Annotated in this window: 31 protein-coding genes and 1 riboswitch; of the genes, 11 read left to right on the top strand and 20 right to left on the bottom strand. The window is 55.6% G+C overall.

The window, feature by feature from the left end:
- Nucleotides 1-67 precede the first annotated feature (67 nt).
- The 6 genes from ACZ5AM_RS08210 to ACZ5AM_RS08185 are packed head-to-tail and all read right to left on the bottom strand — an operon-like array spanning nucleotide 68 to nucleotide 3,144.
- The gene (locus ACZ5AM_RS08210) at nucleotides 68-454 is read right to left on the bottom strand and encodes a DUF190 domain-containing protein (RefSeq protein WP_464914519.1); all 387 of its coding nucleotides are present in this window, start codon (nucleotides 452-454) and stop codon (nucleotides 68-70) included.
- 4 nt (nucleotides 455-458) lie between these two features.
- Nucleotides 459-830: a fluoride efflux transporter CrcB gene (gene crcB, locus ACZ5AM_RS08205; RefSeq protein ID WP_464914518.1), complete on the bottom strand. Its 372-nt coding sequence runs from the start codon at nucleotides 828-830 to the stop codon at nucleotides 459-461.
- A 33-nt stretch (nucleotides 831-863) separates the two neighbouring features.
- Nucleotides 864-1,286, bottom strand: coding sequence for a hypothetical protein (locus tag ACZ5AM_RS08200; protein ID WP_464914517.1), 423 nt, complete (start codon nucleotides 1,284-1,286; stop codon nucleotides 864-866).
- Nucleotides 1,283-1,591: a hypothetical protein gene (locus ACZ5AM_RS08195; protein WP_464914516.1), complete on the bottom strand. Its 309-nt coding sequence runs from the start codon at nucleotides 1,589-1,591 to the stop codon at nucleotides 1,283-1,285. The genes ACZ5AM_RS08200 and ACZ5AM_RS08195 overlap by 4 nt, the downstream gene beginning before the upstream one ends.
- On the bottom strand, nucleotides 1,569-2,261 hold the full coding sequence (locus ACZ5AM_RS08190) for a DUF6062 family protein (protein WP_464916073.1): 693 nt from the start codon (nucleotides 2,259-2,261) through the stop codon (nucleotides 1,569-1,571). Before ACZ5AM_RS08190 ends, ACZ5AM_RS08195 begins: the two co-directional genes overlap by 23 nt.
- A gap of 16 nt (nucleotides 2,262-2,277) precedes the next feature.
- On the bottom strand, nucleotides 2,278-3,144 hold the full coding sequence (locus ACZ5AM_RS08185) for a prenyltransferase/squalene oxidase repeat-containing protein (RefSeq protein WP_464914515.1): 867 nt from the start codon (nucleotides 3,142-3,144) through the stop codon (nucleotides 2,278-2,280).
- Nucleotides 3,145-3,168: 24 nt separating this feature from the next.
- Nucleotides 3,169-3,242, bottom strand: a riboswitch (Fluoride riboswitch).
- Between the two features lie 73 nt (nucleotides 3,243-3,315).
- On the opposite strand from ACZ5AM_RS08185, the gene ACZ5AM_RS08180 reads away from it, so the two are divergent.
- From ACZ5AM_RS08180 to ACZ5AM_RS08170, 3 genes are read left to right on the top strand one after another with little or no spacing between them, the layout of a single operon-like run.
- A complete protein-coding gene (locus ACZ5AM_RS08180) occupies nucleotides 3,316-4,053 on the top strand; it encodes an arginase family protein (RefSeq protein WP_464914514.1) in 738 nt (245 codons plus the stop codon).
- On the top strand, nucleotides 4,053-4,376 hold the full coding sequence (locus ACZ5AM_RS08175; RefSeq protein ID WP_464914513.1) for an Sjogren's syndrome/scleroderma autoantigen 1 family protein: 324 nt from the start codon (nucleotides 4,053-4,055) through the stop codon (nucleotides 4,374-4,376). Before ACZ5AM_RS08180 ends, ACZ5AM_RS08175 begins: the two co-directional genes overlap by 1 nt.
- Entirely contained in the window at nucleotides 4,373-4,585 is a 213-nt protein-coding gene (locus ACZ5AM_RS08170) for a FaeA/PapI family transcriptional regulator (RefSeq protein ID WP_464914512.1), read from the top strand. Before ACZ5AM_RS08175 ends, ACZ5AM_RS08170 begins: the two co-directional genes overlap by 4 nt.
- Before the next feature lie 36 nt (nucleotides 4,586-4,621).
- On the opposite strand, the gene trmBL2 is transcribed toward ACZ5AM_RS08170, so the two are convergent.
- From trmBL2 to ACZ5AM_RS08120, 10 genes are all read right to left on the bottom strand, one after another.
- Nucleotides 4,622-5,416, bottom strand: coding sequence for an HTH-type transcriptional regulator TrmBL2 (gene trmBL2 / locus ACZ5AM_RS08165; protein ID WP_464914511.1), 795 nt, complete (start codon nucleotides 5,414-5,416; stop codon nucleotides 4,622-4,624).
- A gap of 253 nt (nucleotides 5,417-5,669) precedes the next feature.
- The gene (gene rgy, locus ACZ5AM_RS08160; protein WP_464914510.1) at nucleotides 5,670-9,347 is read right to left on the bottom strand and encodes a reverse gyrase; all 3,678 of its coding nucleotides are present in this window, start codon (nucleotides 9,345-9,347) and stop codon (nucleotides 5,670-5,672) included.
- A 35-nt stretch (nucleotides 9,348-9,382) separates the two neighbouring features.
- On the bottom strand, nucleotides 9,383-9,892 hold the full coding sequence (locus tag ACZ5AM_RS08155) for an SWIM zinc finger family protein (protein WP_464916072.1): 510 nt from the start codon (nucleotides 9,890-9,892) through the stop codon (nucleotides 9,383-9,385).
- Between the two features lie 53 nt (nucleotides 9,893-9,945).
- Complete coding sequence (gene rpl18a / locus ACZ5AM_RS08150; protein ID WP_464914509.1) at nucleotides 9,946-10,179, bottom strand: 50S ribosomal protein L18Ae; 234 nt, start codon at nucleotides 10,177-10,179, stop codon at nucleotides 9,946-9,948.
- A 17-nt stretch (nucleotides 10,180-10,196) separates the two neighbouring features.
- Nucleotides 10,197-10,883 (bottom strand): translation initiation factor IF-6, encoded by a 687-nt coding sequence (locus ACZ5AM_RS08145; protein ID WP_464914508.1) that lies wholly within the window; start codon nucleotides 10,881-10,883, stop codon nucleotides 10,197-10,199.
- A 27-nt stretch (nucleotides 10,884-10,910) separates the two neighbouring features.
- Nucleotides 10,911-11,180: a 50S ribosomal protein L31e gene (locus ACZ5AM_RS08140; protein ID WP_464914507.1), complete on the bottom strand. Its 270-nt coding sequence runs from the start codon at nucleotides 11,178-11,180 to the stop codon at nucleotides 10,911-10,913.
- 10 nt (nucleotides 11,181-11,190) lie between these two features.
- Complete coding sequence (locus ACZ5AM_RS08135; protein WP_012572069.1) at nucleotides 11,191-11,346, bottom strand: 50S ribosomal protein L39e; 156 nt, start codon at nucleotides 11,344-11,346, stop codon at nucleotides 11,191-11,193.
- 116 nt (nucleotides 11,347-11,462) lie between these two features.
- Nucleotides 11,463-13,151 (bottom strand): acyl-CoA mutase large subunit family protein, encoded by a 1,689-nt coding sequence (locus ACZ5AM_RS08130; RefSeq protein ID WP_464916071.1) that lies wholly within the window; start codon nucleotides 13,149-13,151, stop codon nucleotides 11,463-11,465.
- Between the two features lie 87 nt (nucleotides 13,152-13,238).
- Nucleotides 13,239-14,063 carry an ABC transporter permease gene (locus ACZ5AM_RS08125; protein ID WP_464914506.1) on the bottom strand — a complete coding sequence of 275 codons (825 nt, stop codon included), beginning with the start codon at nucleotides 14,061-14,063 and terminating at the stop codon, nucleotides 13,239-13,241.
- Nucleotides 14,060-14,998 (bottom strand): ABC transporter ATP-binding protein, encoded by a 939-nt coding sequence (locus tag ACZ5AM_RS08120; protein WP_464914505.1) that lies wholly within the window; start codon nucleotides 14,996-14,998, stop codon nucleotides 14,060-14,062. The genes ACZ5AM_RS08125 and ACZ5AM_RS08120 overlap by 4 nt, the downstream gene beginning before the upstream one ends.
- An 85-nt stretch (nucleotides 14,999-15,083) precedes the next feature.
- On the opposite strand from ACZ5AM_RS08120, the gene ACZ5AM_RS08115 reads away from it, so the two are divergent.
- From ACZ5AM_RS08115 to ACZ5AM_RS08095, 5 genes are all read left to right on the top strand, one after another.
- The gene (locus ACZ5AM_RS08115) at nucleotides 15,084-15,941 is read left to right on the top strand and encodes an MBL fold metallo-hydrolase (RefSeq protein ID WP_464914504.1); all 858 of its coding nucleotides are present in this window, start codon (nucleotides 15,084-15,086) and stop codon (nucleotides 15,939-15,941) included.
- Between the two features lie 106 nt (nucleotides 15,942-16,047).
- On the top strand, nucleotides 16,048-16,533 hold the full coding sequence (locus ACZ5AM_RS08110) for an Hsp20/alpha crystallin family protein (protein ID WP_464914503.1): 486 nt from the start codon (nucleotides 16,048-16,050) through the stop codon (nucleotides 16,531-16,533).
- A 97-nt stretch (nucleotides 16,534-16,630) separates the two neighbouring features.
- Nucleotides 16,631-19,021 carry a CDC48 family AAA ATPase gene (locus ACZ5AM_RS08105; protein WP_464914502.1) on the top strand — a complete coding sequence of 797 codons (2,391 nt, stop codon included), beginning with the start codon at nucleotides 16,631-16,633 and terminating at the stop codon, nucleotides 19,019-19,021.
- Nucleotides 19,022-19,068: 47 nt separating this feature from the next.
- Nucleotides 19,069-19,533, top strand: a complete 465-nt coding sequence (locus ACZ5AM_RS08100; RefSeq protein ID WP_464914501.1) for a transposase — start codon at nucleotides 19,069-19,071, stop codon at nucleotides 19,531-19,533.
- Complete coding sequence (locus ACZ5AM_RS08095) at nucleotides 19,530-19,775, top strand: hypothetical protein (protein WP_464914500.1); 246 nt, start codon at nucleotides 19,530-19,532, stop codon at nucleotides 19,773-19,775. Before ACZ5AM_RS08100 ends, ACZ5AM_RS08095 begins: the two co-directional genes overlap by 4 nt.
- Before the next feature lie 42 nt (nucleotides 19,776-19,817).
- On the opposite strand, the gene ACZ5AM_RS08090 is transcribed toward ACZ5AM_RS08095, so the two are convergent.
- Both ACZ5AM_RS08090 and ACZ5AM_RS08085 read right to left on the bottom strand, forming a co-directional pair.
- Nucleotides 19,818-19,967: a hypothetical protein gene (locus ACZ5AM_RS08090; protein ID WP_464914499.1), complete on the bottom strand. Its 150-nt coding sequence runs from the start codon at nucleotides 19,965-19,967 to the stop codon at nucleotides 19,818-19,820.
- 196 nt (nucleotides 19,968-20,163) lie between these two features.
- Complete coding sequence (locus tag ACZ5AM_RS08085; RefSeq protein ID WP_464914498.1) at nucleotides 20,164-20,313, bottom strand: hypothetical protein; 150 nt, start codon at nucleotides 20,311-20,313, stop codon at nucleotides 20,164-20,166.
- A 119-nt stretch (nucleotides 20,314-20,432) separates the two neighbouring features.
- Here ACZ5AM_RS08085 and ACZ5AM_RS08080 point away from each other — a divergent pair, with 119 nt between their 5' ends.
- Entirely contained in the window at nucleotides 20,433-20,840 is a 408-nt protein-coding gene (locus ACZ5AM_RS08080) for a M67 family metallopeptidase (protein WP_464914497.1), read from the top strand.
- Here the strand turns inward: ACZ5AM_RS08080 and ACZ5AM_RS08075 are convergent.
- Both ACZ5AM_RS08075 and ACZ5AM_RS08070 read right to left on the bottom strand, forming a co-directional pair.
- Nucleotides 20,837-21,571 (bottom strand): molybdopterin-guanine dinucleotide biosynthesis protein MobB, encoded by a 735-nt coding sequence (locus ACZ5AM_RS08075; RefSeq protein WP_464914496.1) that lies wholly within the window; start codon nucleotides 21,569-21,571, stop codon nucleotides 20,837-20,839. The two genes, ACZ5AM_RS08080 and ACZ5AM_RS08075, sit on opposite strands and share 4 nt — an antisense overlap.
- Nucleotides 21,572-21,580: 9 nt before the next feature.
- A complete protein-coding gene (locus tag ACZ5AM_RS08070) occupies nucleotides 21,581-21,802 on the bottom strand; it encodes an LSm family protein (protein WP_464914495.1) in 222 nt (73 codons plus the stop codon).
- Between the two features lie 61 nt (nucleotides 21,803-21,863).
- Here ACZ5AM_RS08070 and ACZ5AM_RS08065 point away from each other — a divergent pair, with 61 nt between their 5' ends.
- Nucleotides 21,864-22,694, top strand: coding sequence for a hypothetical protein (locus tag ACZ5AM_RS08065; protein WP_464914494.1), 831 nt, complete (start codon nucleotides 21,864-21,866; stop codon nucleotides 22,692-22,694).
- 520 nt (nucleotides 22,695-23,214) lie between these two features.
- On the top strand, nucleotides 23,215-24,105 hold the full coding sequence (locus tag ACZ5AM_RS08060) for a hypothetical protein (RefSeq protein WP_464914493.1): 891 nt from the start codon (nucleotides 23,215-23,217) through the stop codon (nucleotides 24,103-24,105).
- Nucleotides 24,106-24,109 lie beyond the last annotated feature (4 nt).

The following is a 24,109-nucleotide window of genomic DNA, read 5'->3' as shown; positions in this document are numbered from 1 at the left end:
AAAGTTTTCGCGAAAAGTTGTGGCTATTTCAATAGAATGCCGTGAATTTTCCAGAAATATGGAAGATTTACAACTCAACCTCCCTGACGGCGTCTTCCTCGAACCTCTTGACTTCCTCCTTCGTTCCCACCCACACCACGATGACGGGTTCGACCGTTATCATTCCGTCCTTTATCATGGGCTTTATCTCGCAGATGGCCTTCTCGATCTTGTACCCCCTGTCAACCACCTCAATTACGATGGGCAGATCGGTTGAGAGCCTTAAGACGTCGCCGGAGTGAACGCGGCTCTTCTTTCCAAAACCGTAGATGCCCCTGTAGACGGTCGCGCCAGCAATGCCCATCTCGCGGAGCTTCTCCACTATGGCCTTGTAGAGGGGCCGTCCATTCCAGCGGTCGTTCTCTCCTATGTAGATTTTAAGGCGGAGGGTGTTCCAGTGTTCAACTTCAACCATACTTTCACCTCCGGGCGGCCAGAAAGCCCAGGAATACTAGGGATATCGTGATTATAACGTTTGCCGCTATGTTCAGGCCAGCAATAACGTACTCCCTCTCCCGGAGGAGGGAGAAGGTTTCATAGGAGAACGTGGAGAACGTGCTTAATGCACCGCAGAAGCCGGTTCCGAAGAAGGCCCTCCAATCGGAGGGAACGTCTATTCCCCAGAACAGGAGCCCGTAAAGGTAGCCGAGTATGAAGCTGGCGATGCTGTTGACGATGAGTGTTCCGACCGGGAAGTCCCTGTAAACGGGGGCTACGCCGGACAAGTAGAATCTCGCCAAGGCCCCCAGGGCACCGCCGATTGCGATGGCCACTGCTATTCTGCCTTCCATGTCATCACCTGCCGGGGATCCAGGGGAGCCTTTTTATGTTTTTCCCGAGAACTGGAGGTAGTAGTGGATCAGGCTCTCGATTTTTGAATAGTCTGGCCGGGGCTTTCCGAGTCTCTCCCTGAGCCTCTTGTTCTGCGCTATCATAGCGGATATCTGTATGGCCAGGTTTTGGTTGTCCATGGCCAGGTAATAGGTCTTGAACTTTAAGGGTGACCACTTGCCCTCGAGCTCGTAGAGTTCCCTTTCAAGATCCTCCAACCGGGCCTCGAGGTGTTCCAGCCCCTTTTCATTAACGTTTTCGTCCAGAAAATCACCTAGAAGCAGTATTTTTAGGGCCTCGTCGGTTCTGAAGCCGTACTTCTTGGCGAGCCTTTGTATTTGGGAGAAAGTTTCGTCGCTGAAATCAATCTTGAGGCGTTTGAACCTGCCAGCCCGTACCGTAACGCTGACGGTCATTTCCCAACTTCCTCCTCAAGTTCGCGGTTCTCCCGACTCAGCTCAAGGCGGACGCCCATGAGGTACTCCTTGTCTCTCTCGGCCCTCTCTTTGAATTCCAGCAGGGATCTATAGTGCTCCTGCATCTCCTCAAGCTTTTTCTTGAGCTCAGTTGTGCGCTCCTTCAGGTACATGTACCTTAAGGCCATGAGGGTTTCCTCAAGCATTTCGAGTTCCGGGTTTTTGCCGAGATCCTTGGCCCTGCGTTTTATTCTCTTAAACTCCTCCAGGGAAACTGTGAGCTCAAACTTTCCACCTGAGAACAATTCTGCGCGCCCCCTTTCCTTTTCCCGTCGTGGGTAGGGGCAGTGGCAGGCCCTTTAAGGCCTCTACTGTGCCCTTAACCGCCGCTACCTCCCGATCGCTGGGCTTCTCATGACTTCTGTAGTCGAACTTGTCGATAAAGCCGTTCAGTCTCTTTTTCAGGAGCCGTAACTTCCTTATCTGTACGTCGCGAAGTCTCTCCATGACCTCCGGCCTTTCTCTAAGCTCGGTCATCAGCATCTCGTAGTGCCTCTTGCAGAGTACCGCCTCTGACGTTTCGTACGTCTCCATCAGCTCCTCCAGCCTATCGGCTAGAGCCTCAATGGTCAGCCTCTCCTTCTCTTCTAATAGTTTGCAGAGGTGACACTTTCCCTCCCTGTACTCCTCTCTGCGCTCCAGCGAGTCCAAGTAAACCCCGAGCATGTGTTCGTATATCATCGCCACTCCCAGTCCGCCGTAGAGGGGGTTAGAGTAGGCCGTTTTCAGCAGCTTCCAAGCGTGATAGGGACAGAGCCCCAGGCTCTCCTTGAACTTCTCCCTTACCTTGGGATCGTTAACGTGCTCGTAGAGTATCGTGTCCATCTCCCGATCCTCGAAGTCCTCCAGGATCCTGCAGACTGGACAACCCCTACGTTCGATGGCGTCCTTAAGGTGCAGTCCTATGAGGTCCATTTTGACCACTTGGGGTTTAGAGGTAAGGAACCATCGAATCGACCACCGCCAGTGCCCTGTACGTGTTCTGGAAGTTTGAGATGCCCAGCTCTAGGGAGCGCCTGAAGCCGCCGTTGGGATTCTGGAGCTGACGAATGAACCATACGTGCCTCCTGGGGCAGGTTGGGGTCTCGCCCTGGAGCTCAAGACCCCTGGTCGCGTAGAAGGTCGGCTCAAGGTACGGGGGGAGGCTGTAGGGAACCTCGGTAAAGCCGCCCCAGTCGCCGCAGAGCTCGCAGTTCCTGAAGTGGGGGCTCCTTGGCGGTCTGTACCCGAGCGTGTGGAGGGTGTAGAGTGCCTGGTAGGTCATCGTTGTCGTCGGTTGCTTCACCCCGTAGCCGTTCCCGTTTCTGAAGCGCATGACGAACTTCCTGATGGCTTCTTTTTCCTCGTCCGAGAAGCGATGCCCGATGGCCTTAAAGGCCTTGACCACCCAGTACGTGGCTTCAAGAGGCGTTGCCGTTCCGAACTCCTCGCTGCCGCCGAGACCGACGGCGAACTTGCCTTCGAGCGGGTTGTACTTCGTGAAGACTATATCGACGTGCTCCATCGCGACGTCCTTCGCCCCCAGTAGCGCCAGACCCTCGAGGGCCATCGCTATTGCAACCACCGCGGTCTGGGGCTGAATTGCCCTCTCGAAGAACTCCACCGTCTTCTCCCCGTCCGGGACCTCCAATCCAAGGAGGTCGTGGATTTTGACGGCGTAGTAAGTGTCGTTCACGTTTGTATCGTCCAGAACGCTCACGAAGCAGTAGCCGCCGTCATTGTGGCGCCTCTCCTCGACGTAGTCCAGAATGCCCTTCACATTAACGTAGCGTCCCAGCTCGTAAAGCTTCGAGCCCATTCTACCGCCTCCCAAGTTCTCTAGCGGAGAACAGGCGTCATCAGCCCATGAGGGCGGTTCGGCTCGAAGCCCGGGCGGACGCCATCGCCCGCGTTTTTATCCCGATGTGACTTTAAAAAGTTTCCCGTTTAACTTTAAAAGAAACGCACCCGACTTCCTCCGGGATGCGAAATGGTGACCTTCATTCCGTTCGGGGAGAGGCCCAACAGGGAAGGGGTAGAGTACGCTTTGAAGCTCCTCCTTAGGGAGGGTTTGATCGAGGAAGACGAGGTTGAAAGGATCGATGCCAGGACTGTTAGCTCCCTGGCCGAGAAATTAAAGCCCGATTGCTGCTACGTCCTTGGGGAACACTTGGCGACTTACTCAATAGTTTCGAGGTTTAAGCCGGGGTCTCTTATCAGCGTCGACGCCCACACGGACCTCCTCCATGACTATTTGGATCACGGCTCATGGCTGGCGTACGCGTTGGAGGAAAGAAAGGTGGAGAAGGCGGCTGTGGTTGGGCCTGTTCTAATGATCCCGACAACACAGAGAACGAACCTCTGGACGAGGAGGGTCAGGGTATACCCTGCCCTGCCCAGGACGAGGAAAGTAAGGGGGAAGTGGAGGAGCTACGTCAACCTGGCCAACCACGGCGTTGAGGGCGTTCTCGATGACGTCGAGAAGTACCTCGGGAAGGAGGTATACCTAACGGTGGATCTGGACGTCCTGCGTCCCGAGTACAGGATAGCCAGGTTCCAGCACGGCGAGCTGACCCTGGAGGAACTCCTCGAGTTGATAGGGGGGATAAAGGAGAGGTTCGAGGTCAAGGCCTTCGATCTGGCCGAAGTCTCCGACAGGGTCAGGAGGTCAAAGCTTGGGAGGAAGGCCCTGATCGAAGTCTTCTCGGCTTTGAGGGGGGTGAAGTGATGGTCGGTCCCACAGAGGAGGAAATCAGGAACGTTATAATGCCCCTTATGCTCTCAGGGGCCAAGATGCTCGACAAACACTGCCCCAAATGCGGATCGCCGCTTTTCGAAAAGAACGGGAGGGTTTTTTGCCCGGTCTGCGAGTACAGGGCAAAGAAGAGGGCGGAGCGGATTAGGGGCGTTGAGGAGAGGCTCATGGAGAAGCTGAACGAGCTGGCGGAATCCCTGCCCAGTGACGTGGCCGAGCTTGAGAAACACTTAAGTGCGATGGAGAAGATAATAGATTTGATTCAGAAGTACCGGAAGCTGGAGGGAGGGGAATGAAGAACCGCAAAGTCTTGGAGGCCCTCAGTGGTGGGGAAAAGACCACCGAGGAGATAAGCAAGGAGACGGGAATACCTGAGATGGAGGTCAGGAGGTACCTGCTCAGGTTCGCCGAGCAGGGGAAGGTCGAGAGCTTTGAGAGGGGCGGCAAGATCTACTGGAAGATCAGGGAGAAGAGGCCAGAGGAAGAGGAGTTCAAGTACGTTTGACGGCTTTTCTTACAATTTATTAAAAGGAAAGGGGAATCAGGCCTTCTTGGCCTTCTTCCAGTACTCGTTGAACTTGCCCTCGAATAGGGCCCTGACGCGGAAGTCCTTGATCCATATCTGGGTCTCGTAGTTGAAGTAGCGAGCGGCCATGTCCTCGAGGGCGAAGAAGACCTCGTCGTCGCAGATGAGCATCGGAAGCTCGAATTTGTCGAGAACCTTGAGCTCGATCTTGCCCTTCTTGGCGTAGTCCATGAGCTTTGACGTCTTGAGCCTCGGGAGAAGGTTCTCGGCAACGATTATCTGGGCCTTAACGCCCCTGTCAACGGCGGCGATGATGTCCTTCTCGAGGTTGGCCGCTATGTAGCCGTCGTCGGCGAGGAGGATCTTCTCCTGAACGCTCTCAAACATCTCCTTGGTCTTCAGGGTGGCGTTCCTTATGCCCCTAACGACCCAAACCCTCTCGACGCCGTACTTCGGAATCTCAGTCTCGATGAGCGGGGTCATGAGCTCAAGGAGCTCTTCCTTAGCTTTCTTCTTGGCCTCAAGCTCCTCGGCAACGCGCTCCTGCCACTCCTCGATGAACTTCTCGAGGATGTTCTCCGGGTGAACGGGCCTGTACTTGTTGACCTTGCCCGGCTGGCTTATGGCGAAGCCCTTTTTCTCGAGGCTCCTGAGGACGTCATAGGTCCTTGGTGCTGGAACCTCTGAGACGCTAGCCAGCTCGGCAGGGGTGAGGACGCCGAAGCCGACCAGAGCCACGTACGCCCTTGCCTCGTAGAGGTTCAACTCAAAGTGCTCCTGCAGGAGCTCTACCATCCTGTCCTTCACCATCTTTACCACCACCAAGATCTGCTTAGATATATATCCGATTCAGGGACATATAAGTTTTTTCCTTACGGGCATCGGTGTTGGAACCAATGCTTGATGGATAATCCCCATAACTTTTGGGGATCTTATCCGAGTTGCACGGACATGCAACACTATTACTACACCGCTTATGCTACTTTAAAGGTTTTCGGTTAGGAGAATAGCATCACTCAGTGACCATACTGCCATGCCCTCAACGGGAATAGAAAAGATGGGCTCAGCACTTGGCCCCTTTAACCTCGCAGAGTATTTCCCTGTAGAGCTCGTTTAGAACGTCCAAGTAGTCCAGCTGGTTCTCCTCGATGAGATCCATCTTCTCCTCGAGTGCCCTCGTCTTCTCCTCGCTGACGAGGTCTTTGTACTTGGTTATGAGGTAGTGGTAGACCTTTATCCCCTTGTCCGTTGGGACGAGCTTCTTCCTCCCGCGGGTCTCGAGGACGTAGTAGCGCTTTATCAGCGTCTCGACTATCTTCGCATAGGTCGAGGGCCTGCCTATCTTGCGCTCCTTCATGAGTGCTATGATGTCGCCCTGGCTGTAGAGGGAAACCTTGGGCGCCTTCCACTTCTTGGCCTCGACGACCTTTAGCTTTGAACCTGCCTCAAGCCTCGGGAGCTGCCTGAAGGGCGGCGAACGCAACTTAGTCCAGCCGTCTTCGATAACTTCGACGTAGCCCTCGAGCTCCGCCTTCCCAACGCCAGCGTTGATAACCGCCCTCTCCATGAGGAGCTTCGCAGATTTCATCTGGCTGGTCATGAAGCGCCTGAATATCATGTCATAGAGCCTGTAGTGGTTCCTCGTGAGGTTCCTGGGGAGCTGGATAACGCCATCGCGGACGAGCTGCATTAAACGACCGGTGTCTATCGGTCGCGTCGGCCTTATGGCCTCGTGCGTTCCCTCCTCGCCCCAAGGCCTCGGCTTGAAGTACTCCTCCCCCACCTCCTGGGTTATGTACTCCTTGGCGACCTCTATTCCGGTGTTGCTGACGTGGGTTGAGTCTGTGCGGTGATAAGAGATCAGACCCATTTCGAAGAGGTCCTGCGCCAAGCGCATCGTCTCCGGTGCGGAAAGCTTCAGGAACGTCGAGGCATCCTTCAGCATGGCATCGGTGGTGTAAGGTGGGGATGGGTTGAACTCCTTCTCCTCGAGCTGAACTTCTTCAACCGTGACGTACTCGGGAGGCTCGACATCCTTTCCGTCCTTGCCTATCTCAACCGTCACCTGAAGGCCGTTCTCAAGGGTTAAGCCGAGGAAGTAGGTCTCGCTCTCGCTGAACTCCTTATACCTCTCGATTATCCAGCCGAGGACCGGAGTCTGGACCCTTCCGGCGGAGAGGTTCCTGTTTTCAAAGACGCGCTGGAGTTCCTGGCTCAGCTCGAAGCCTATCCACCTGTCCTCTATTCTCCTCACGATCTGGGCGTTTACTCTGCCCTCGTTGACGTCCCTTGCCTCCTGGATGGCGCGCATTATGGCAGGCCTCGTTACCTCGTGGAACTCTATGCGCTTGATGTTTGGGGTGTACGGGCTCAGCACGTTCCGTATGTCCCAGGCTATCTTCTCACCCTCGGTATCTGGATCGGTGGCGATGAGGATCTCGTCCACCTCTTGGGCCAGCTCGCGCATTGCCTTGACGTTGTCGAGGGCGTCGCGAACGTTAGTTGAACCACAGCGCGGGCAAACCCCTTTGTTCTCCCAGTCAACGAACTGATGGCCGCAGTTGCGGCAGCGCTTTATGGTGTCGTAGACCGGGATGAACCTCATCATGCCGTCCTTCTCGTCGATCAGGACGCCGTGATAGCCTTCATTCGTCACGAGATCAAACATGTGCCCGCCGCTTGCCAAAATCGTCAGCATCATGTTTCCAATGCTGACCTCGTAGGCAACAAGGTCGCCTATCCTCGTCTTGCTCGGCTGGCCGAAGAAGTTCGCTATGGTTCTGGCCTTGTTCGGGCTCTCCACTATCATGAGGGCTGATTTAACGAGGTCTTTCACCTTGGCGCTTATCTTGCCCTCCATCACCAGCCTGACTTTCTCCCTGTCCTCGTCAATCTGTTTCAGCACCTCGTCGAGGTCAAGCTCCTCGAAGGGAACCATCTTGAACTCGGTGAAGCGCCAGCGCATCTGCCTGAGCAGGCCGTTGAAGACCTTCTCGTTGTCGACTATTAGCACGCTCAGTCCCTTGGTGATTCCGCCGGCGAAGAGCCTGCTGGTCCTCCCAGTGGCCTGGATGTAGGTTCTGACGTCCGGAATCTCAATGTACCACTTGCCGCCTTCCTCCGTCAGGCTCACAAAGGGGTCCTCGGCGAGCTTCTTCAGAACCTTCTCGTCGTGGAGGGCTTTCCTGAGGAACTCAACCAGCTCGCGGAAGACTCCCAAAACGTGGTTGTGGAACTCGTTCTCTATGGGAAGCCCTTCGGCCAGGGCCTCTTCTATTTTCAGCAGTTCAAACTGCGGTATGTTCCTTATGAGTCTCCTCAAGCGGGCGTGGAGCTTTTCGGCCTGCTTCCTGTCCTCGTCGCTCAGAAAGTCCATTATCTCGCTGAGCAATCCCAAAGCCCTGTATATGGTCGGCCTCTCGAGGTCTATCGAAAACCTGAACTTCGGCACGCCAGTGAAGACCGCGTAGCGTATGAGGTGGGGCAGATCGAGTCCCCTGACGAGGGAACCGTAGTATGTAGCGGAACCGACGAGGTAGTCGGCTTCGCCGTTCTCAAAGCGCTCTATCGCTTTCCTGTTTTTCGAGCTGACGAGTTCAACCTTGAAGCCGCGCTCGCGGAGATAGTTAACGAGTTCTTCGGCGTAGCCAAGTCCCTGGTCAATGGGCGTGAAGATTATCCCGCCCCTTCCGAGCATCGTCAGGAGTTCTTCCACGTGCTCCTTGATGTCCTTGGTCGGCTTCAGGTAGCTGTCGACGACGTTTCTGAGCGCGCTCCTTCCGGAACCAACCTCGAAGCCGAGGAGCTCGCGGTAGAGCTTTATCCTGTCGCCCCTCGCGCTTCCGGTTGCGGAGGCGATGATCATGATGCCGATGTCGTTCTTCGATTTGAACTCCTCAATCTCGCGCTGGAGCTTCGATATCTCCGTGTTGAGCTCCTTGAGCCTCTCTTCCCTGTCCTGGGCGCGGCCGTTGAGGTATTTTGACATCTGCTTCTTGAGCCTGATTATCTCCCAGGCCTTCTGAATGACCTCGTCGTTGAAGCCGAGCAAATAGAGGGAGCGGTCTATGTTCTTGCTCGCCTTGAGGAAGGCATCGACGTCGTCCACGAAGATGAAGTCTAAGTGCCTGCCCTTGAGAACCTCGTCGAACTTCCTGGCCATCCACTGGGCACTGGTGACGAGGATATCGTAGTCCTCGCTGGTTATCTTCCCCAGCATCTCCTCCTTCTCCTTCTTCCGGAGGTTGCCGTGGTAGTACGCTAAGTTAATCTCAACGCCTGCCCTCTCGGCTATGCTCTGGATTTTCCTCACGGTTTGAATGACCAGCGGCGTCGTCGGGACGACTATGTAGCTCTTCCTGCCCTTCGTTGCATGCCAGACGGCCATGAAGGCGCCAAAGGTGCTCTTGCCCATTCCGGTAGGGGCTATGATGGAGAAGCTCCTCCCCTTCAAAAGACGCTTCACCCACGTCCTCTGGGCGCTCCAGAAGGTGAAGCCAGTCGCCCTCTCGAAGAAGGACTCGATCTCGCGGAGGTTCTTCTCGAGGGAATAGATCCTCTCCCACTCCTTCAGCGTGCCTTTAACCTGCAGGGCGTTTCTAACTGCCGTAACGAGTTCAAAATAGGAATCAGCGTGAACGGGATTATCAAGGCACTCATCGCAGGGGTTCTTACTTACAAGCCTCTCGTCGGAGATCCTCCCAGAACAGTTTGGGCACATCTCCTTGTATATCGCCTTCATTTTCCCACCCTCTGGCTCAAAGCGCTGTGGCCCAATTACATCTCAACTTTCAAACGTTGGAACTCAGATTTAAGCCTTTCTGTGAGTTGATAATCCGGAAAGACAGAGGAGTATTCATCGAGAAGAGCCTCAACAGCGGCCAGTTTTCTCCTGTTTCTCACCTTTTTGAGGAGTTTAAAGGATTTGAAGAAGAGCTCTGCACTCAGACTACCGCTCTCGTCGGTCTCAAGAGCGTGCCTTAGCTCCTTTATCACGACTTCGAGGGCCAGCTGGGGAACGGATTCAAGCATCGAGAGGGCGCAGGCCTCTGGGAACACCTCACCCCCTTCCGGGCACTCGAAGTAAAAGCCCCTCTCGAAGGCGAACTTCACAGCCTCCACGTGTTCGCAGGAGCCTCCCTTTGGACAGGTACAGCGAGTGGAGTTGTCTTTGAGCCCTATCTCCACAGTGTAGGGGTATTCCCCGAGAACCCTTCCGTAAACGGCATTACCAGTCTTGACGACCCAGAGCACCCTGCCGGCGTAGTAAAGCTCCTCCCCATCCATTGTGACCACTTGAATTAGTAAGAAGGGCGGCTTAAAAAGTTTTGGAATAAAAATCAAAGTTCGAGGCTGAGCCTCCTTACCACCATGTCCTCGGCTTCTTCGGGCTTTATCTCCTCGATGCCCTCGATCTTTATCTTGGTCCTCGGAACGCGGTGCTTGCTTCCGATCTCGGAGTAAACGAGCTCGACGACGTGCTCTTCCTTGAGGCCGCGGTACTCCTTGGTAAAGCGCTCTTTCCTCCCGTTCTTCTCGAAGACGCCCTTAACGCGGAAGACCTTAACCTCCATCCCTCACACCTCCATCATCAGTCAAGGAAACCCAACGCTTCTTCAATCTTAACTATCTCGGGTCCAGTGGTCTGGTGTCCAACGACGACACCGTGGGAGTTGGCGAGCATGCATGAACCGACGAACGGAACGCCCATGTTGGCGGTTCCAACGTAGACGTCGACTTTGAACAGGTCGCGGAGCCACTCGAGCTCCTCGTCTGTGGCCTCGGGGTGAACCAGGCCGCCCCTGTTGGTGACCACGCCGGCGCTGCCAACGGCGTGGTAGTCGCCTATCATCCCCCTCTCGACCTCGACCCCGAGTATCTCCCCAAGCTGTTTGGCCTCCTCCCGGCTGAACTTCGAGCTTACGAGTGCAGCCCTGTCGTTGGCCAGGACGAGGTTGCCGAATGCCGTCAGGGTGCTCTTGAACGGAACCACCTCGAGATCGATCCCGTGTTCCCTGAGTCTGGAGTTTATGCCGTCCACCTCTGCGTCCCAGACGTACCACGGCAGGATTATCGCGTTGGAGTTTCCAGCGGCGAATATCCCGACTATGCGGGATTTCATAACGCTGGTCTCTATAACGGGAACCTTGAGAACCTCTTCGAGGACGGAGAGCTTCTTCTCTCCCAAACCCTCCCTAACCAGGACTACCTTATCGGTAGCAAGGCCGTATACGCCGAGATACGGTGAGTTCTCAAAATCGAGCCTTTCTATGTGCATCGCTCAACCCCTCGCAAAAGGAAAGGGTCATGCGAGGGAGACCTTGGCCACCCTCTTGCCTTCCTTCTCCTCAACAACAACCTTAACGCGGAGCTTGCTCGGGGGCTTCTCAGCGCCGCGCTCCCAGATCTTCTCGTTGACGTCGTTGCCTATTATGACCTCCTCCGCTTTGGCGTGCCTAGCTATCCACTCGCGGACGAAGCGGGCCGCTCTGGGTGCCCTCTTCCACCTTGGAACGCGCTTCTTTATCTTCTTGATCGGGACTACGAACACAACCTCCTGACCGGCCTTGATCATCTAAACCACCTCACTCCTTAAGCTTGGTCCTTCTCCACATCCTCCTCTTGGGGTGGGTCATGACCTTCCTGTTGGTCTTGACTATCACCCAAACTGGAACACGCCTGTTCTGCTTTGCGGCCTTAGCGAGCCTCAGCTTCTTTGCAAGCGGCTTGTTTCTCGCCATGAGCACACCTCCGGGTTTAGTTATGTTACCGTGAATGCCTAACGTTCCTTCCGCTACCCTTTTTTAAGCTTTTTTGTGGAACCTTGAAACTCAAAAAAGGTGGGATAAACAGGGGGTCAGAATATTAGGGGAGCGCGGTACTCGCCCCAAACTTCCCTCAGAACGTCGGTGACCTCGCCGAGGGTCGCGAGGTGCCTGTGGGCCTCGATGATGTAGGGCATGAGGTTCTCGTCCTCGGTTTCTGCCGCTTTCCTGAGCTTGTCGAGGGCTTCTTCCACCTTCTTGCTGTCGCGCTCGCTCCTCAGCTTCTTCAGCCTCTCGATCTGCTTGTCCCTTATGCTCGGGTCGACCTTGAGTATCTCGACGTCGAGAGGCTCATCTATGACGAACTCGTTTACTCCAACGATGATGCGCTTCTTCTCCTCGACCTCCTTCTGGAACTTATAAGCCGACTCAGCTATCTCCTTCTGGATGTAGCCGCGCTCAATGGCCCTCATCATGCCGCCCATCTTCTGGATCTTCTCGATGTACTTGAGGGCCTCTTCGTAGATGTGGTCGGTGAGCCACTCGATGTAGTAGCTTCCGCCGAGAGGGTCAATTGTGTCAACGACGCCGCTCTCGTAGGCGATGATCTGCTGCGTCCTCAGAGCTATCCTAACGCTCTTCTCGGTCGGGAGCGAGAGGGCCTCGTCGTAGGAGTTGGTGTGCAGGCTCTGGGTTCCGCCGAGAACTGCTGCCAAAGCCTGAATTGCAACCCTAACGATGTTGTTCTCCGGCTGCTGGGCGGTGAGGGTTGAGCCGGCAGTCTGGGTGTGGAAGCGCAGGAGCATCGAGCGCGGGTTCTTGGCGTTGAACCACTCCTTCATGATGTAGGCCCAGAGCCTTCTGGCCGCTCTGAACTTGGCGATCTCCTCAAGGAAGTTGTTGTGGGCGTTGAAGAAGAAGCTCAGCCTTCCGGCGAACTTGTCAACGTCCATGCCCCTGTCTATGACCGCCTTGACGTACTCGATACCGTCCGCGAGGGTGAACGCAACTTCCTGGACGGCGTTTGCTCCAGCTTCGCGGATATGGTAACCGCTTATGCTTATCGGGTTCCACTTGGGGACGTTCTCGGCGCAGTACATTATGATGTCCGTGGTAAGCCGCATGCTCGGCTGGGGCGGGAAGATGTAGGTGCCGCGAGCTATGTACTCCTTCAGGATGTCGTTCTGGACCGTTCCGCGGAGCTGTTCCGGCTTAACGCCCTGCTCCTCCGCAACCAGGATGTACATGGCGAGGAGGTTTGCCGCTGTGGAGTTGATGGTCATCGAAGTTGAGACCTTGTCGAGCGGGATCCCGTCGAAGAGAACGCGCATGTCCCAGAGGGAGTCAATAGCGACGCCCACCTTACCGACCTCACCCTCGCTCATCGGGTGGTCGGAGTCGTAGCCTATCTGGGTGGGCAAATCAAAGGCGACGCTCAAACCCGTCTGCCCCTGGCTGAGGAGGTACTTGTAGCGCTTGTTGCTCTCCTCGGCGGTTCCAAAGCCGGCGTACTGCCTCATCGTCCAGAAGCGGCCGCGGTACATGGTAGCGTAAACACCGCGGGTGAAGGGATACTCACCCGGGAAGCCGAGCTTCTCCATGTAGTCCCAATCCTCACCGAGGTCAGCGGGGGTGTAAACGCGCTTTATCTCAAAACCGTCGTCCGTCATGAACTTCTCCTTTCTCTCGGGCCTCCTCTCGATGAACTTTTTGACGGTCGTTTCCTCCCAGCGCTTCCCCTCCTCCCTAATCTTCGCGAGCTTCTCCTTATCGAAGGTCATGCCTACCACCTGGCCCTATTTGGGCACCGGAGTATAAAAACCTTTTACATAGCGAAAGACCTGGCTTGATATTGGATAAATTGTCCATCAATCGGGGAACTCCCTTCTCTCTAGGACGACCCATGTTATCGCCAGTAGGAGGGCGGTTAACAGCCCGAAGAAAATGGCGGTGTGCTCAGGACTTCCATGGAACCTCGAAAGGTCAACCTCGTGAAACCCGCCCCTGAGGAGGAGAACCGCCCTGTAGCCGAGGGTGTAGCTTTCGGGGTTGCTGATGTAGGGGATCTGGGGTATGAGGAACTGGAGCAGGAAGAGCAGGCCGAAGGTAGCGAGGGAGGCGTAAAGTGGACGGCTGAGAACAACTGATAGGAGCATTGAGAGTGCCCCTATACTGGCCCCTAGAAGGGCCGTTACACCCAGAACGTAGAGGAGATCGCCAAAGCCTTTCTCGAGCCCACTAACTCCAGCTCCGTAAACGACTGGATTGTAGAGCCAGATCACCACGTAGGGAACCCCAAACAGGAGCACCAGGGTGCCCAATCCGGCGAGGAACTTGGCCGCTACGAGCTCCGAGAGGCGGAGGGGCTTTGCGAGGAGAAGCCTTATCGTCCCCCTGTCTATCTCGCTCGCCAGGAGATCGCTCATGAGGATTATGATTATAAGCTGGCCTATTATCCCTAGCCAGTAGTTGGGGAGCAGGTCGAGCATCAGAGCCTGAAAGGCCTTTCTCATGCCCTCCACTCCGCCCCCGGTCGGATTGGGACTGAGGAGGTAGATCACAGATGGGAACAGGGTTATCACCAGTAGGGCCTTGAACTTCCTTGAGCGGAGCAGTTTTATGCCCTCGGTGGAAAAGACGACCCACAGTGGGGACGAGAACAGCCTCTCGACTTTAAGCCCTTTCAGGCTCATTCCTTCCACCCCACGTTGAAGCGCTTCATGAGGATCCTCTCAAGGGGGCTCGTGTGGGGTTTGAAGAGCTTGAGGGCGAGCTTTTCGCCGGCTATGAACTGGGGGACCTCGAGGAAAAATCTCTCCGAGAACCTCTCGTCGAGCCTGACCCTGACCACGCCTTCCTCCTCCCAAACTTCCCTGACGTAGACCTTGTCCCGGAGGAAGTCTAGGAGCTTTGAGTTGTCCGAGACCATGACGTCGTAGTCGGTGCTCTCCACTCTCACGAGGTCCCTCACCCGGCCCTGCTCGATGAGCTGGCCGTCCTTTATGAGCCCGACGTAGTTGCACGTCCTCTCGATTTCACTCACGATGTGGGAGCTTATGAATATCGTCTTTCCGGACTTGGCGAGCTCAAGGACCTTCCCGATGAACTCCATCCTCCCGACCGGGTCCAGGTTGCTCGTCGGCTCGTCTAAAATGAGGAGATCTGGATCTCCAAGGAGGGAAGCCGCGAATATCGTCCTCTGCCTCTGCCCGCTGGAGAGCTCCTTTATCCTGTGAAAGGCCAGCTTTCCGACCCCCGCGTACGCCATTAGTTCCCTGGCCTGCTTTATTGCCTCTTCCTTTTTAAGCCCGAGGAGGCGCCCCATGTAGGTTAAAAACTCAAAGATCGTCATGTCATCGTAGGCTATAGGCTTTTCCGGCATGTAACCGACCTTTCTCATGATTTCGACCCTCTCGCGCGGCATATCCATGCCAAAAATTCTTATCTCGCCGTAGGTGGGCTTCAGCGCGCCCGTGAGCATCTTAATTGTGGTTGTCTTTCCGGCCCCGTTGGGCCCGAGGAAGCCGTAGACAGCTCCTTTCGGAACCTTGAGGTTGAGGTTGTAAACCACGTTTCTCTTGCCGAAGAACTTCGTCAGGTCCCTCGTCTCGATGATGTAGGTCTCCATCTCAACACCCAGAGTGCTATCGAAACGGATGTAATTAAGGGTTTCGGGCGGGAAGGTTATATTGGCCGGGATGTATTTAATAATAATGATAATCGGGAAAGTCGGCCTCGACAGCTCCTCAAGGATAGCCTTCCAGAGCCACGCCCACACCGACCACTTCGTCAGTGGAGAGGTCATCTTCGCGACAAAGGCAACCAAGTACCTCAGCCACCTCCGGAAGGGCGGCTTTTACAGGGAAATCGAGTTCGGAAAGACTTTCTACCTCGGCGATTATAAGGCAAAGCTCTACCCGGCGGGTCACATGCTAGGTTCAGCCGGAATAAAGCTCTGGCTCGAAAACGGGACGCTCTTCTACACCGGCGACACGAAGTGGTATAAGCTCAGAACCGCCGAGAAGAGCCGGTTCCCGAGGGCGGACTTTCTGGTAATCGAGGCCACCTTCGGCGTTCCGGGCTTTACCTTCCCCACTCCGAGGGAAGCGGAAAAGAAGCTGGTGGCCTTCGTGGAGGAGGCTCTAGACAGGGGAAAGAGGCCTACCCTCTACGTTAATCAAACCGGAAAAGCCCAGGAGGTCATGAAGATACTCGAGCTGCACGGTTACACGGTGAGGCCGAGCAGAACAATGCTTAAGGTCGCGAGGGTTTACACCAAGTTCGGGGTCGAGTTCGGGAACGTTGATAAAGACGGCGACGTAGTTTTGCGCTCCTACCGCTCTCCGAGGGTCGAGAACTCGCTTTCTCCCTGGGAGCTTACGGTTTCGGGATTTGGAGGGCTTAAGCTCAGCAACCACGCGGACTTCTGGGAGCTGATGAGGATCGTGGAGAGAGTTAAGCCGGAGAAAATCTTCACGGCCTACGGCTTTTCGAAAGAGTTCGCGAGAATCCTCCGGGGCTTCGGCTACGACGCCATAGCCATCCCGCGGGAGTTTGAGTTAAGGCTGTAGCGGGTCAGGTTTTAGTCACCAATGCACATTAAAAGACGCAAAACTTTTTAAACCCTTCTCTTTTAGTAACTAACGGTAACCAAAAAGGCACCGGGAGGTGGTGCCGATGGTCTGGAGGAGGGACCGCTACTGGGACCCCTTCGACCTGATGAGGGAGATTCAGGAGGAGATCGACGCCATATTCAGGGACGTCATGCGCGGCCCGAGGCTCTGGGGCTGGCGCGAGCCCGAGGAGAGCGTAGCCGTCAGCGAGACCTGGAGGGAGCCCTTCGTTGACATCTTCGACCGCGGTGACAGGTTCGTCATAACCGCCGAGCTGCCAGGAGTCAGGAAGGAGGACATCAAGCTCAGGGTTACCGAGGACACGGTCTACCTCGAGGCCCAGATAAAGCGCGAGAAGGAGCTTGAGCAGGAAGGAGCAATAAGGATCGAGCGCTACTACAGCGGCTACAGGAGGGTCATCAGGCTCCCCGAGGAAGTCATCCCGGAGAAGGCCAAAGCGAGGTACAACAACGGCGTCCTCGAGATCGAGATCCCCAAGAAGAAGCCCACCAAGACCGACAAGGAGGGCTTCGAGGTCAAGATTGAATGACGGCTTTTTCGTTTATTTTCAACCCCGCCGGGGATTGGGTTGAAATCAGGGAAACAATCACGATCATCGGTCATGAGAAGTTTGGAGGTGGTGAAAAATGGCCGAGAAGAGGGAGATTAAGCTTAAGGTTGCTTCCGCTTACCAGCGCGACGTTGGTAGGGGAATAGTCAGGATAGACCGCAAAGCCATGCGCGAGATTGGCGTCCAGAGCGGTGACATAATCGAGATAATCGGAACCAAGAACACCGCGGCCGTCGTCTGGCCCGCTTACCCCGAGGACGAGGGACTAGGCATAATCCGCATGGACGGAACCCTCAGGAAGAACGCCGGCGTTGGTCTCGGCGACGAGGTTACGATAAGGAAGGCCGAGGTCAAAGAAGCTAAAAAGGTCATCGTTGCCCCGACCGAGCCGATGCGCTTTGGAGGCGACTTCGTCGAGTGGTTCCACAGCAGGCTCGTCGGGAGGCCGGTCGTCAGGGGAGACTACATCAAGGTCGGAATCCTCGGTCAGGAGCTGACCTTCGTCGTTACCGCGACCACTCCAGCCGGGATCGTCCAGATAACCGAGTTCACTGACTTCCAGGTCAGTGAGAAGCCGGTTAAGGAGGTCAGCAAGACCGCTGCCTTAGGCGTCACCTACGAGGACATAGGCGGCCTCAAGGACGTCATCCAGAAGGTCAGGGAGATGATCGAGCTCCCGCTCAAGCACCCGGAGATATTCGAAAAGCTCGGCATCGAGCCGCCCAAGGGCGTCCTGCTCTACGGCCCACCGGGAACGGGTAAGACGCTCCTAGCGAAGGCCGTCGCCAACGAGGCGAACGCACACTTCATAGCGATAAACGGACCCGAGATAATGAGCAAGTACTACGGCGAGAGCGAGGAGAGGCTTAGGGAGGTCTTCAAGGAGGCTGAAGAGAACGCTCCGGCGATAATCTTCATCGACGAGATTGACGCTATAGCCCCGAAGAGAGAGGAGACCCACGGCGAGGTCGAGAAGCGCGTTGTGAGCCAGCTGCTCACGCTGATGGACGGTCTCAAGAGCCGCGGAAAGGTCATAGTCATAGGTGCCACCAACAGGCCTGACGCAATCGATCCGGCCCTCAGGAGGCCCGGAAGGTTCGACCGCGAGCTTGAGGTCGGCGTTCCGGACAAGCAGGGAAGGAAGGAGATACTCCAGATCCACACCAGGGGGATGCCCATCGAGCCTGAGTTCAGGAGAGATAAGGTCATCGAGATACTCGAGGAGCTCGAGAGGAACGAGACCTACCGCTATGCCGCCGAAAGGGCCATAATGAGGGTCAAAAACGCCAAGGACGAGGAGGAGATAAAGAAGGCCCTCCGCGAGGCCGACGAAAGGCTCTACGACGAGGTCAAGGCCAAGCTTATCGACGCCCTCCTCGAGGAGCTGGCAGAGGTTACTCACGGCTTCGTTGGAGCGGACCTGGCGGCACTAGCGAGAGAGGCCGCGATGGCTGCCCTCAGGAGGCTCATCAAGGACGGCAAGATAGACTTCGAGGCCGAGCACATACCCAAGGAAGTGCTTGAAGAGCTGAAGGTCACCAGGAAGGACTTCTACGAGGCGCTGAAGATGATAGAGCCTTCAGCACTCAGGGAAGTCCTACTGGAGGTTCCCAACGTCCGCTGGGACGACATCGGTGGCCTTGAGGACGTCAAGGAGGAGCTCCGCGAAGCTGTGGAGTGGCCGCTCAAGTACCCTGAGGCCTTCCAGGGACTCGGAATCACCCCGCCGAAGGGAATCCTCCTCTACGGACCGCCCGGAACCGGTAAGACGCTCCTCGCCAAGGCCGTCGCCAACGAGAGCGAGGCCAACTTCATAGCCATCAAGGGTCCGGAAGTGCTCAGCAAGTGGGTCGGCGAGAGCGAGAAGAACATCCGCGAGATATTCAGGAAGGCCAGGCAGGCAGCTCCAACGGTGATATTCATCGACGAGATTGATGCGATAGCTCCGAGAAGAGGAACCGACGTCAACAGGGTCACCGACAGGCTCATCAACCAGCTCCTGACGGAGATGGACGGAATACAGGAGAACAGCGGAGTGGTCGTCATAGGCGCTACTAACAGGCCGGACATCATCGACCCTGCCCTGCTCAGACCAGGAAGGTTCGACAGGCTGATACTCGTCCCAGCGCCGGACGAGAAGGCCAGGCTGGAGATATTCAAGGTGCACACCAGGAAGGTCCCGCTGGCTGAGGATGTGAGCCTCGAGGAACTCGCGAAGAGGACCGAGGGCTACACCGGTGCCGACATCGAGGCAGTCGTGAGAGAGGCCGCGATGCTGGCAATGCGCAGGGCGCTCCAGGAGGGGGTCATAAGGCCCGGCATGAAGGCTGACCAGATAAGGCAGAAGGTCAAGGTCACCATGAAGGACTTCGAGGCTGCCCTCAAGAAGATCGGTCCGAGCGTCAGCAAGGAGACGATGGAGTACTACAGAAAGATACAGGAGCAGTTCAAGCAGGCTAGGGGCTGATGCCCTTAGGTTTTTAACCTCCTTTTCCTATTCTCTGAGGTGGTCCGATGAGGAGAAAAGAGATTCTCGTTTTTCTTGCGGTCGTTCTGATGATGTACCTTTATCCCCTCTCAATGGTTCCTCTCCTGCTTCTCGCTAGGGAATGGAGGGAACTCGGTGAAGAATGGAGAAAATCCGCAGTCTTCATTGGACTTTCGATACCCCTTTACGGGGCCAAGATACTCCTCGGGATTTCCGGCTGGGCGAAGACCCTCGGAATAACCCCGATCAGCGTTTTACCAGTGATCTGGTGGTCGGTTTACCTCTCGTTCACGGCGCTCCAGACGGCAGCGGTTTACTACATTTACCGCGTTTCGAGGAACCTCGGGGGATGCGGGAAGGCCGGAGGTCTCGCGATGTTAATAGCGGTTCCCCTTCACCTGCTGAACATTTGGCTCTACTTCGTCCTCACGTGGATCGGGTTGATCCTCTTCCTGCTCTGTCTTGAAAAAGAAAGGGAGGTGATAGGATGATCTACGGGATACTGCTGAGCATACCGGAGAAGCTCGTGCCCAGGTACGAGGACGAGGTCAGGAAGGTTATAGGCTACGGCATAGCGAGGGGAGACATCATAAGCTTCACGGAGGCGAAATACAAAGGGGACGTTGCCTTCGTCATGCTGGCCAGATCCAGAAAGGCCGCCGAGAGAACCTACTCGGAGCTCTCGGGTATGCCAATCTACGTGAAGGTAATAGAGATAGAGGGGGAGGGCTGACTCCCCCTTCTTATTTCAGCGGTGTCGAGGAGGGGAGGAGCGTTAAGCTATGAGCTCTACCTCGTAGTCAACGGCCTTGAACTCGCGCATCTTCTCCCTTGCCAGTTCTTCCGCCTTCTTTATGTCGTTAGCTGGAACCACTATCTCCCAGGGCATCTCGCTCTCGCGGTAGTAGAGGATTCTGGCTAGCATCGCATCACCCCCAATGTATCACTGCAAGTGAAAAGCAGTGGGAACACCTTAAAACCCTTGCCGTTCGTATGTGTTCGCTAATGAACACAAAAGTCGTACATCGGAGGGGAACGGATGATCATGTTGAGGGGAATGAACATGACCGATCATTAGGGTTGGAGAGGGGTGGGATAAAAACGGGGCTCCAGAAGAAGGGTCACTCGATTCTTTCCAGCTCAAAAACCCTGGCGTTCTTCTCCCTGAGCTCCCTGAGGGCTATCCTCCTGGCCATGTCAGCGTTTTCGGCCTCGAAGGTTATCCTCCTTCCGTGGTGTTCCCCTCCGTGAAGGGTGACCGCCCACTTCATGATACCACCGCAACTTTTGTCATTTGTCCAAACTTTATAAGCTTAACGGGATACTTTTGGACGAATGGACAAAATTTAAGCTCTATCCTGGCACAACAGCCGAAAGTGGGGGGAGGGGTTTGAAGGTTGAGAGGCTTTCCATACCCGCTGAACTCCTCTCGGAGATCCTGACTGTCGCGGCCCGTAGTGGGGTGGAGATCTGCGGCTTCCTCTTCGGGAGGCGGGAGGAGGAGACGTTCAGGGTCGAGGAGGTGCGCTTCATCAGGAACAGGCTGAACTCTCCAACGGAGTTCGAGATGGAGCCGCTTGAGATGGTCGAGGCCATAGAGGAGGCCGAGGAGAAGGGACTTGAGGTGGTTGGGATCTTTCACTCCCATTTGAAGTGCCCGCCGAGGCCGAGCGGGAGGGATTTGAGGGGGATGGAGCTCTGGCCGGTGGTGTGGCTGATAGTTGACGGGAAGGGGAACTATGGGGCGTACGTCTTGAAGGATGGAAGAGTGGAGGAAATCCCCGTGAAAGCCGTCTAGTCCTCCCGCATCACAATCTCGATCTTTCTCCCCTCGCGGTAGCCCTTCATGGCCGAGAGCATGCCCTTTATCGTCTTCTCGACGAGTTCCTGCACCCAGTCCTTCATTGGGAGAACCTGGCCATCGATTTTGACCGTAACCTTCGGCTTCGAGCTGAGCACGACGCAATCCTTGAGCGTTTTTTCTCCCTTTACTATCATCCTAGCCATCTCGGCGCACTTGAAACCACAGAGGCCACAGTCTATGTTCGGGAGCATGAAGGCGCGCTTCTCAACGAGATCAGCGAGCTTTTCCGGCTCTTTAGTCGCATCTATGACAGGAAGGCCCTCGATCTTCCCGACCCCGTTCCCCGCTATGACCCCGCTCACCGCTATGGCAAGGCCGTCGTTAAGCTCCCTAACGTCCTCTTCGCCCCTCGCACAGATGACCTTGGGGACGTGCTGAATCGATTTAAAACCCTCCAGGAGGAGGAAGTCAGCGTTCACCATCGAGAAGAGGGCGTTGATATCTTTAGCCCTGAAGAGGAGGGCGTCAATGTCGTTTGCCCTCACAAGAACCGAATCGGCCACCTGGGAGAAGCGCCAGGTGTCGCTTTCTTCTCGGTCGAAGTCGGCGTGCATGCTCTTCGCTACCGCCACGCGGTAGCCGCGCTCCTTCAGAACCCTTGCGACGGCCTCGACCGTTGTTGTCTTCCCGCTCTTCTTGAAGCCTACGAAGGCCACCGCCCTCATGGGGATCCCTCAGAGAAGGGTTATCCAGTTTATGTCGTCTATCTTGGCCATTAGTTCCCGGGCCCTGTTGCCCGTGTAGTCCGTAACGTCCTTGAGGAGAACCACCTCCTCATCGAAGTCCACCAGCGTGCCTGAAAAGCTCGTCTCGCTCCCTATGCCTATTGCTATCCTCTTCCCCTTCCAGCGCTCCAGCGTCTTGTCCAGGAGGTACTGCTTTCCCTCGCCGCTCATTACCTCACCCCCACATCCAAAAGTCTATAAGGCTTTTTAGCCTTTACCGCACGGTGGTATTATGAGGGTCGTCACAAAGAGCCCCACTGTCAGGGAGGCACTCACGGCCGAACTGAGGAAGGAAGGTATAAGGTTCGAGTTGACAGAGAGATCTTCCTACGAGACCTTCGTCGGCTACGTCATAGAGGGCACGCTCGATGAGATAAGGGCTAAAATCGACGCTTTGGAGAGCGCCGAGAAGGAGGCGATAATGGAGGGCTTCACGTCCTTCAAGGAGAGCCTGATGCACGTCCTCGATCACCTGAAGGCAGGGGCCGAGGCCGAGCGGCTTCTGGCCGAGGGGCCCTGGGTCGCCGATATACTCGACCAGCTCTACAACGCCGGCGCCGTCGATTACAACGCCTCCGATGGCAGTCTAAAGCTGAGGGACGGCATTGACGTTGCATCGCTGAGGTTCCAGTTCAAGTTCCCCTTTGACCTCGTCACCAACCCAGAGGGGATTGAGAAGGTCGCGAAGCAGTTTGTTTTCACGGATCTCGTCCAGGAGTGGGAGTTCGAGATACTGGAGCTCGATATAGGGAAGATAAACGCCTTCGGCAGGATAGCGAGCAGGTACTTCCCGGAGGACTACGTCCTGAAGGCCTACTTTGCCCTGGTGGGCAGAGCCATCATGGCCGGGGAGATCCTCAAGGGCATGGGCGACGGCAGGGTTGAGATCAGCGAACTCAAAAAGGCTTTCCTGAGGGCCATGCCGCTCCAGATCCCAACTGAGAAGGGCACTCTCGTCGTGCACTCCTCCAGCGACGCCTTCGATGCTCTCATCCGCTTCTTGGAGAGGCGGGGCTACATCGATGTAAAGGCCGGCAAGGCCAGGAAGCTGAGGGATCTCTGATCTTGTTTTCCTTTTCTGACGTTTTTCCGTAAAACTGCAAACCTCTAGGGGTCCCTGAGATGCCGCTCTTCTGCTCGGTGGTTGTGGCGTACGCGCGAGATCTGGATTACCATGTTTTTGAGGTAGAGACACACAAGGGCATTACTCGAATATTTTTTTGAACCATCTAAGGCCGGCACGGGGGTGAGAAAATGGTTGTGAAGATTTTAAGAGGTATGAAGCCCTTGTTGAGAGTGAGGCCGGAATTCTTGGGAGGATTGGCCTTGGAGAAATTGAGCTGACGTTCTTTGATGATCACGCCTGTCTTAGGCTTCCTGTCGGCGAGATGGAGCTTACTTACACGAAGGAGAATGGAGAAACGCTCCTCCAGCTGATAAAGCTCTCAACGAGAGGATGAAGCTTGAGATGGAAGCCCAGAGGCCTCGCTGGTTTTTCTTTTCCTGTTTTTGAGGGAACTTTCCTTCACTGGAAAGCCTAATAAGGAAAGCCGCCGGAACTTGGTTATTTAGGAGGTAGTAACATGGGTCTGTTAAGGAAGTTCCTTGCTTTAGCACTGGTTGTTGTCGTGGCCTATTATGGCTTTCTGGTCTTTGAGAAGAACAACGGAAAATCCAAGGTCGTCGTTCTAGCCAGCAATGATCCCGCTTCCCTCGCGGGGGGAATGGCGATAAGCGAGGCCTTGGGGGCTGAGCTCGTTACCTTCCCGATGGGGGAGTTCAGTGGGGGTAGCCTATCGAGGGTTCTCTCGCTCTCCCCAGGTGAGGTTATCCTCGTTGGAGAGAAGGCCCTCGTACCGGCCGAGTACTCTTCAAGACTGGCTGAGAAAGGGGTAAAAGTGAAGGAACTCGTTGGGAAAGACCGCTTTGAGACCTCAGACCTGGTAACCAGGTGGCTGGCTGAGAACGTGAAGGAGTGGGAAAGGGCCTACATCGTGAGAGGCTGGAACGAGGGGCTCATAATCCACATCACTCAGGACGATCCCGGGGCGGTTGTAATGCTCGTTAATCCCCACCATGACCTGGTCAACGCTATCCACGAGAAAACCGGCCTCTCGAAAGCCAAGGTGAAGAGTGCATCAGCCGGCGGCGGGAGCTACGGGCGGAGCGTCTACGTCGATCCAACCCTCTTCAACGGTTCGCCGCCATGCAACTGCACCCCGATGGACGTGAACCTGAGGGAGGTGACCTCACTTTCAGCTGAGAGGCTGGAGAACATCTCGGGCACGCTCCCAGGTGGTGAGCTTAAGACCGAGCTCGATGAGAGGGTAAAAAAGGCTAGGGAGCTCATATCAGAGGGGAAAGTTATTGAGGCCGAGGAAATAATTGAAAACGGCCTTTCCCTGGCATATGGGAGGATAGAGAGCCTAGAAAGTCCAGGACCGACTCAGAGTGGCTCGGGCTCTACCGACTGAGTTA

This window comes from Thermococcus fumicolans, from assembly GCF_055386755.1.
The sequence above is the reverse complement of the archived record's forward strand: the minus strand, read 5'-3'. Positions and strand labels throughout refer to the sequence as shown.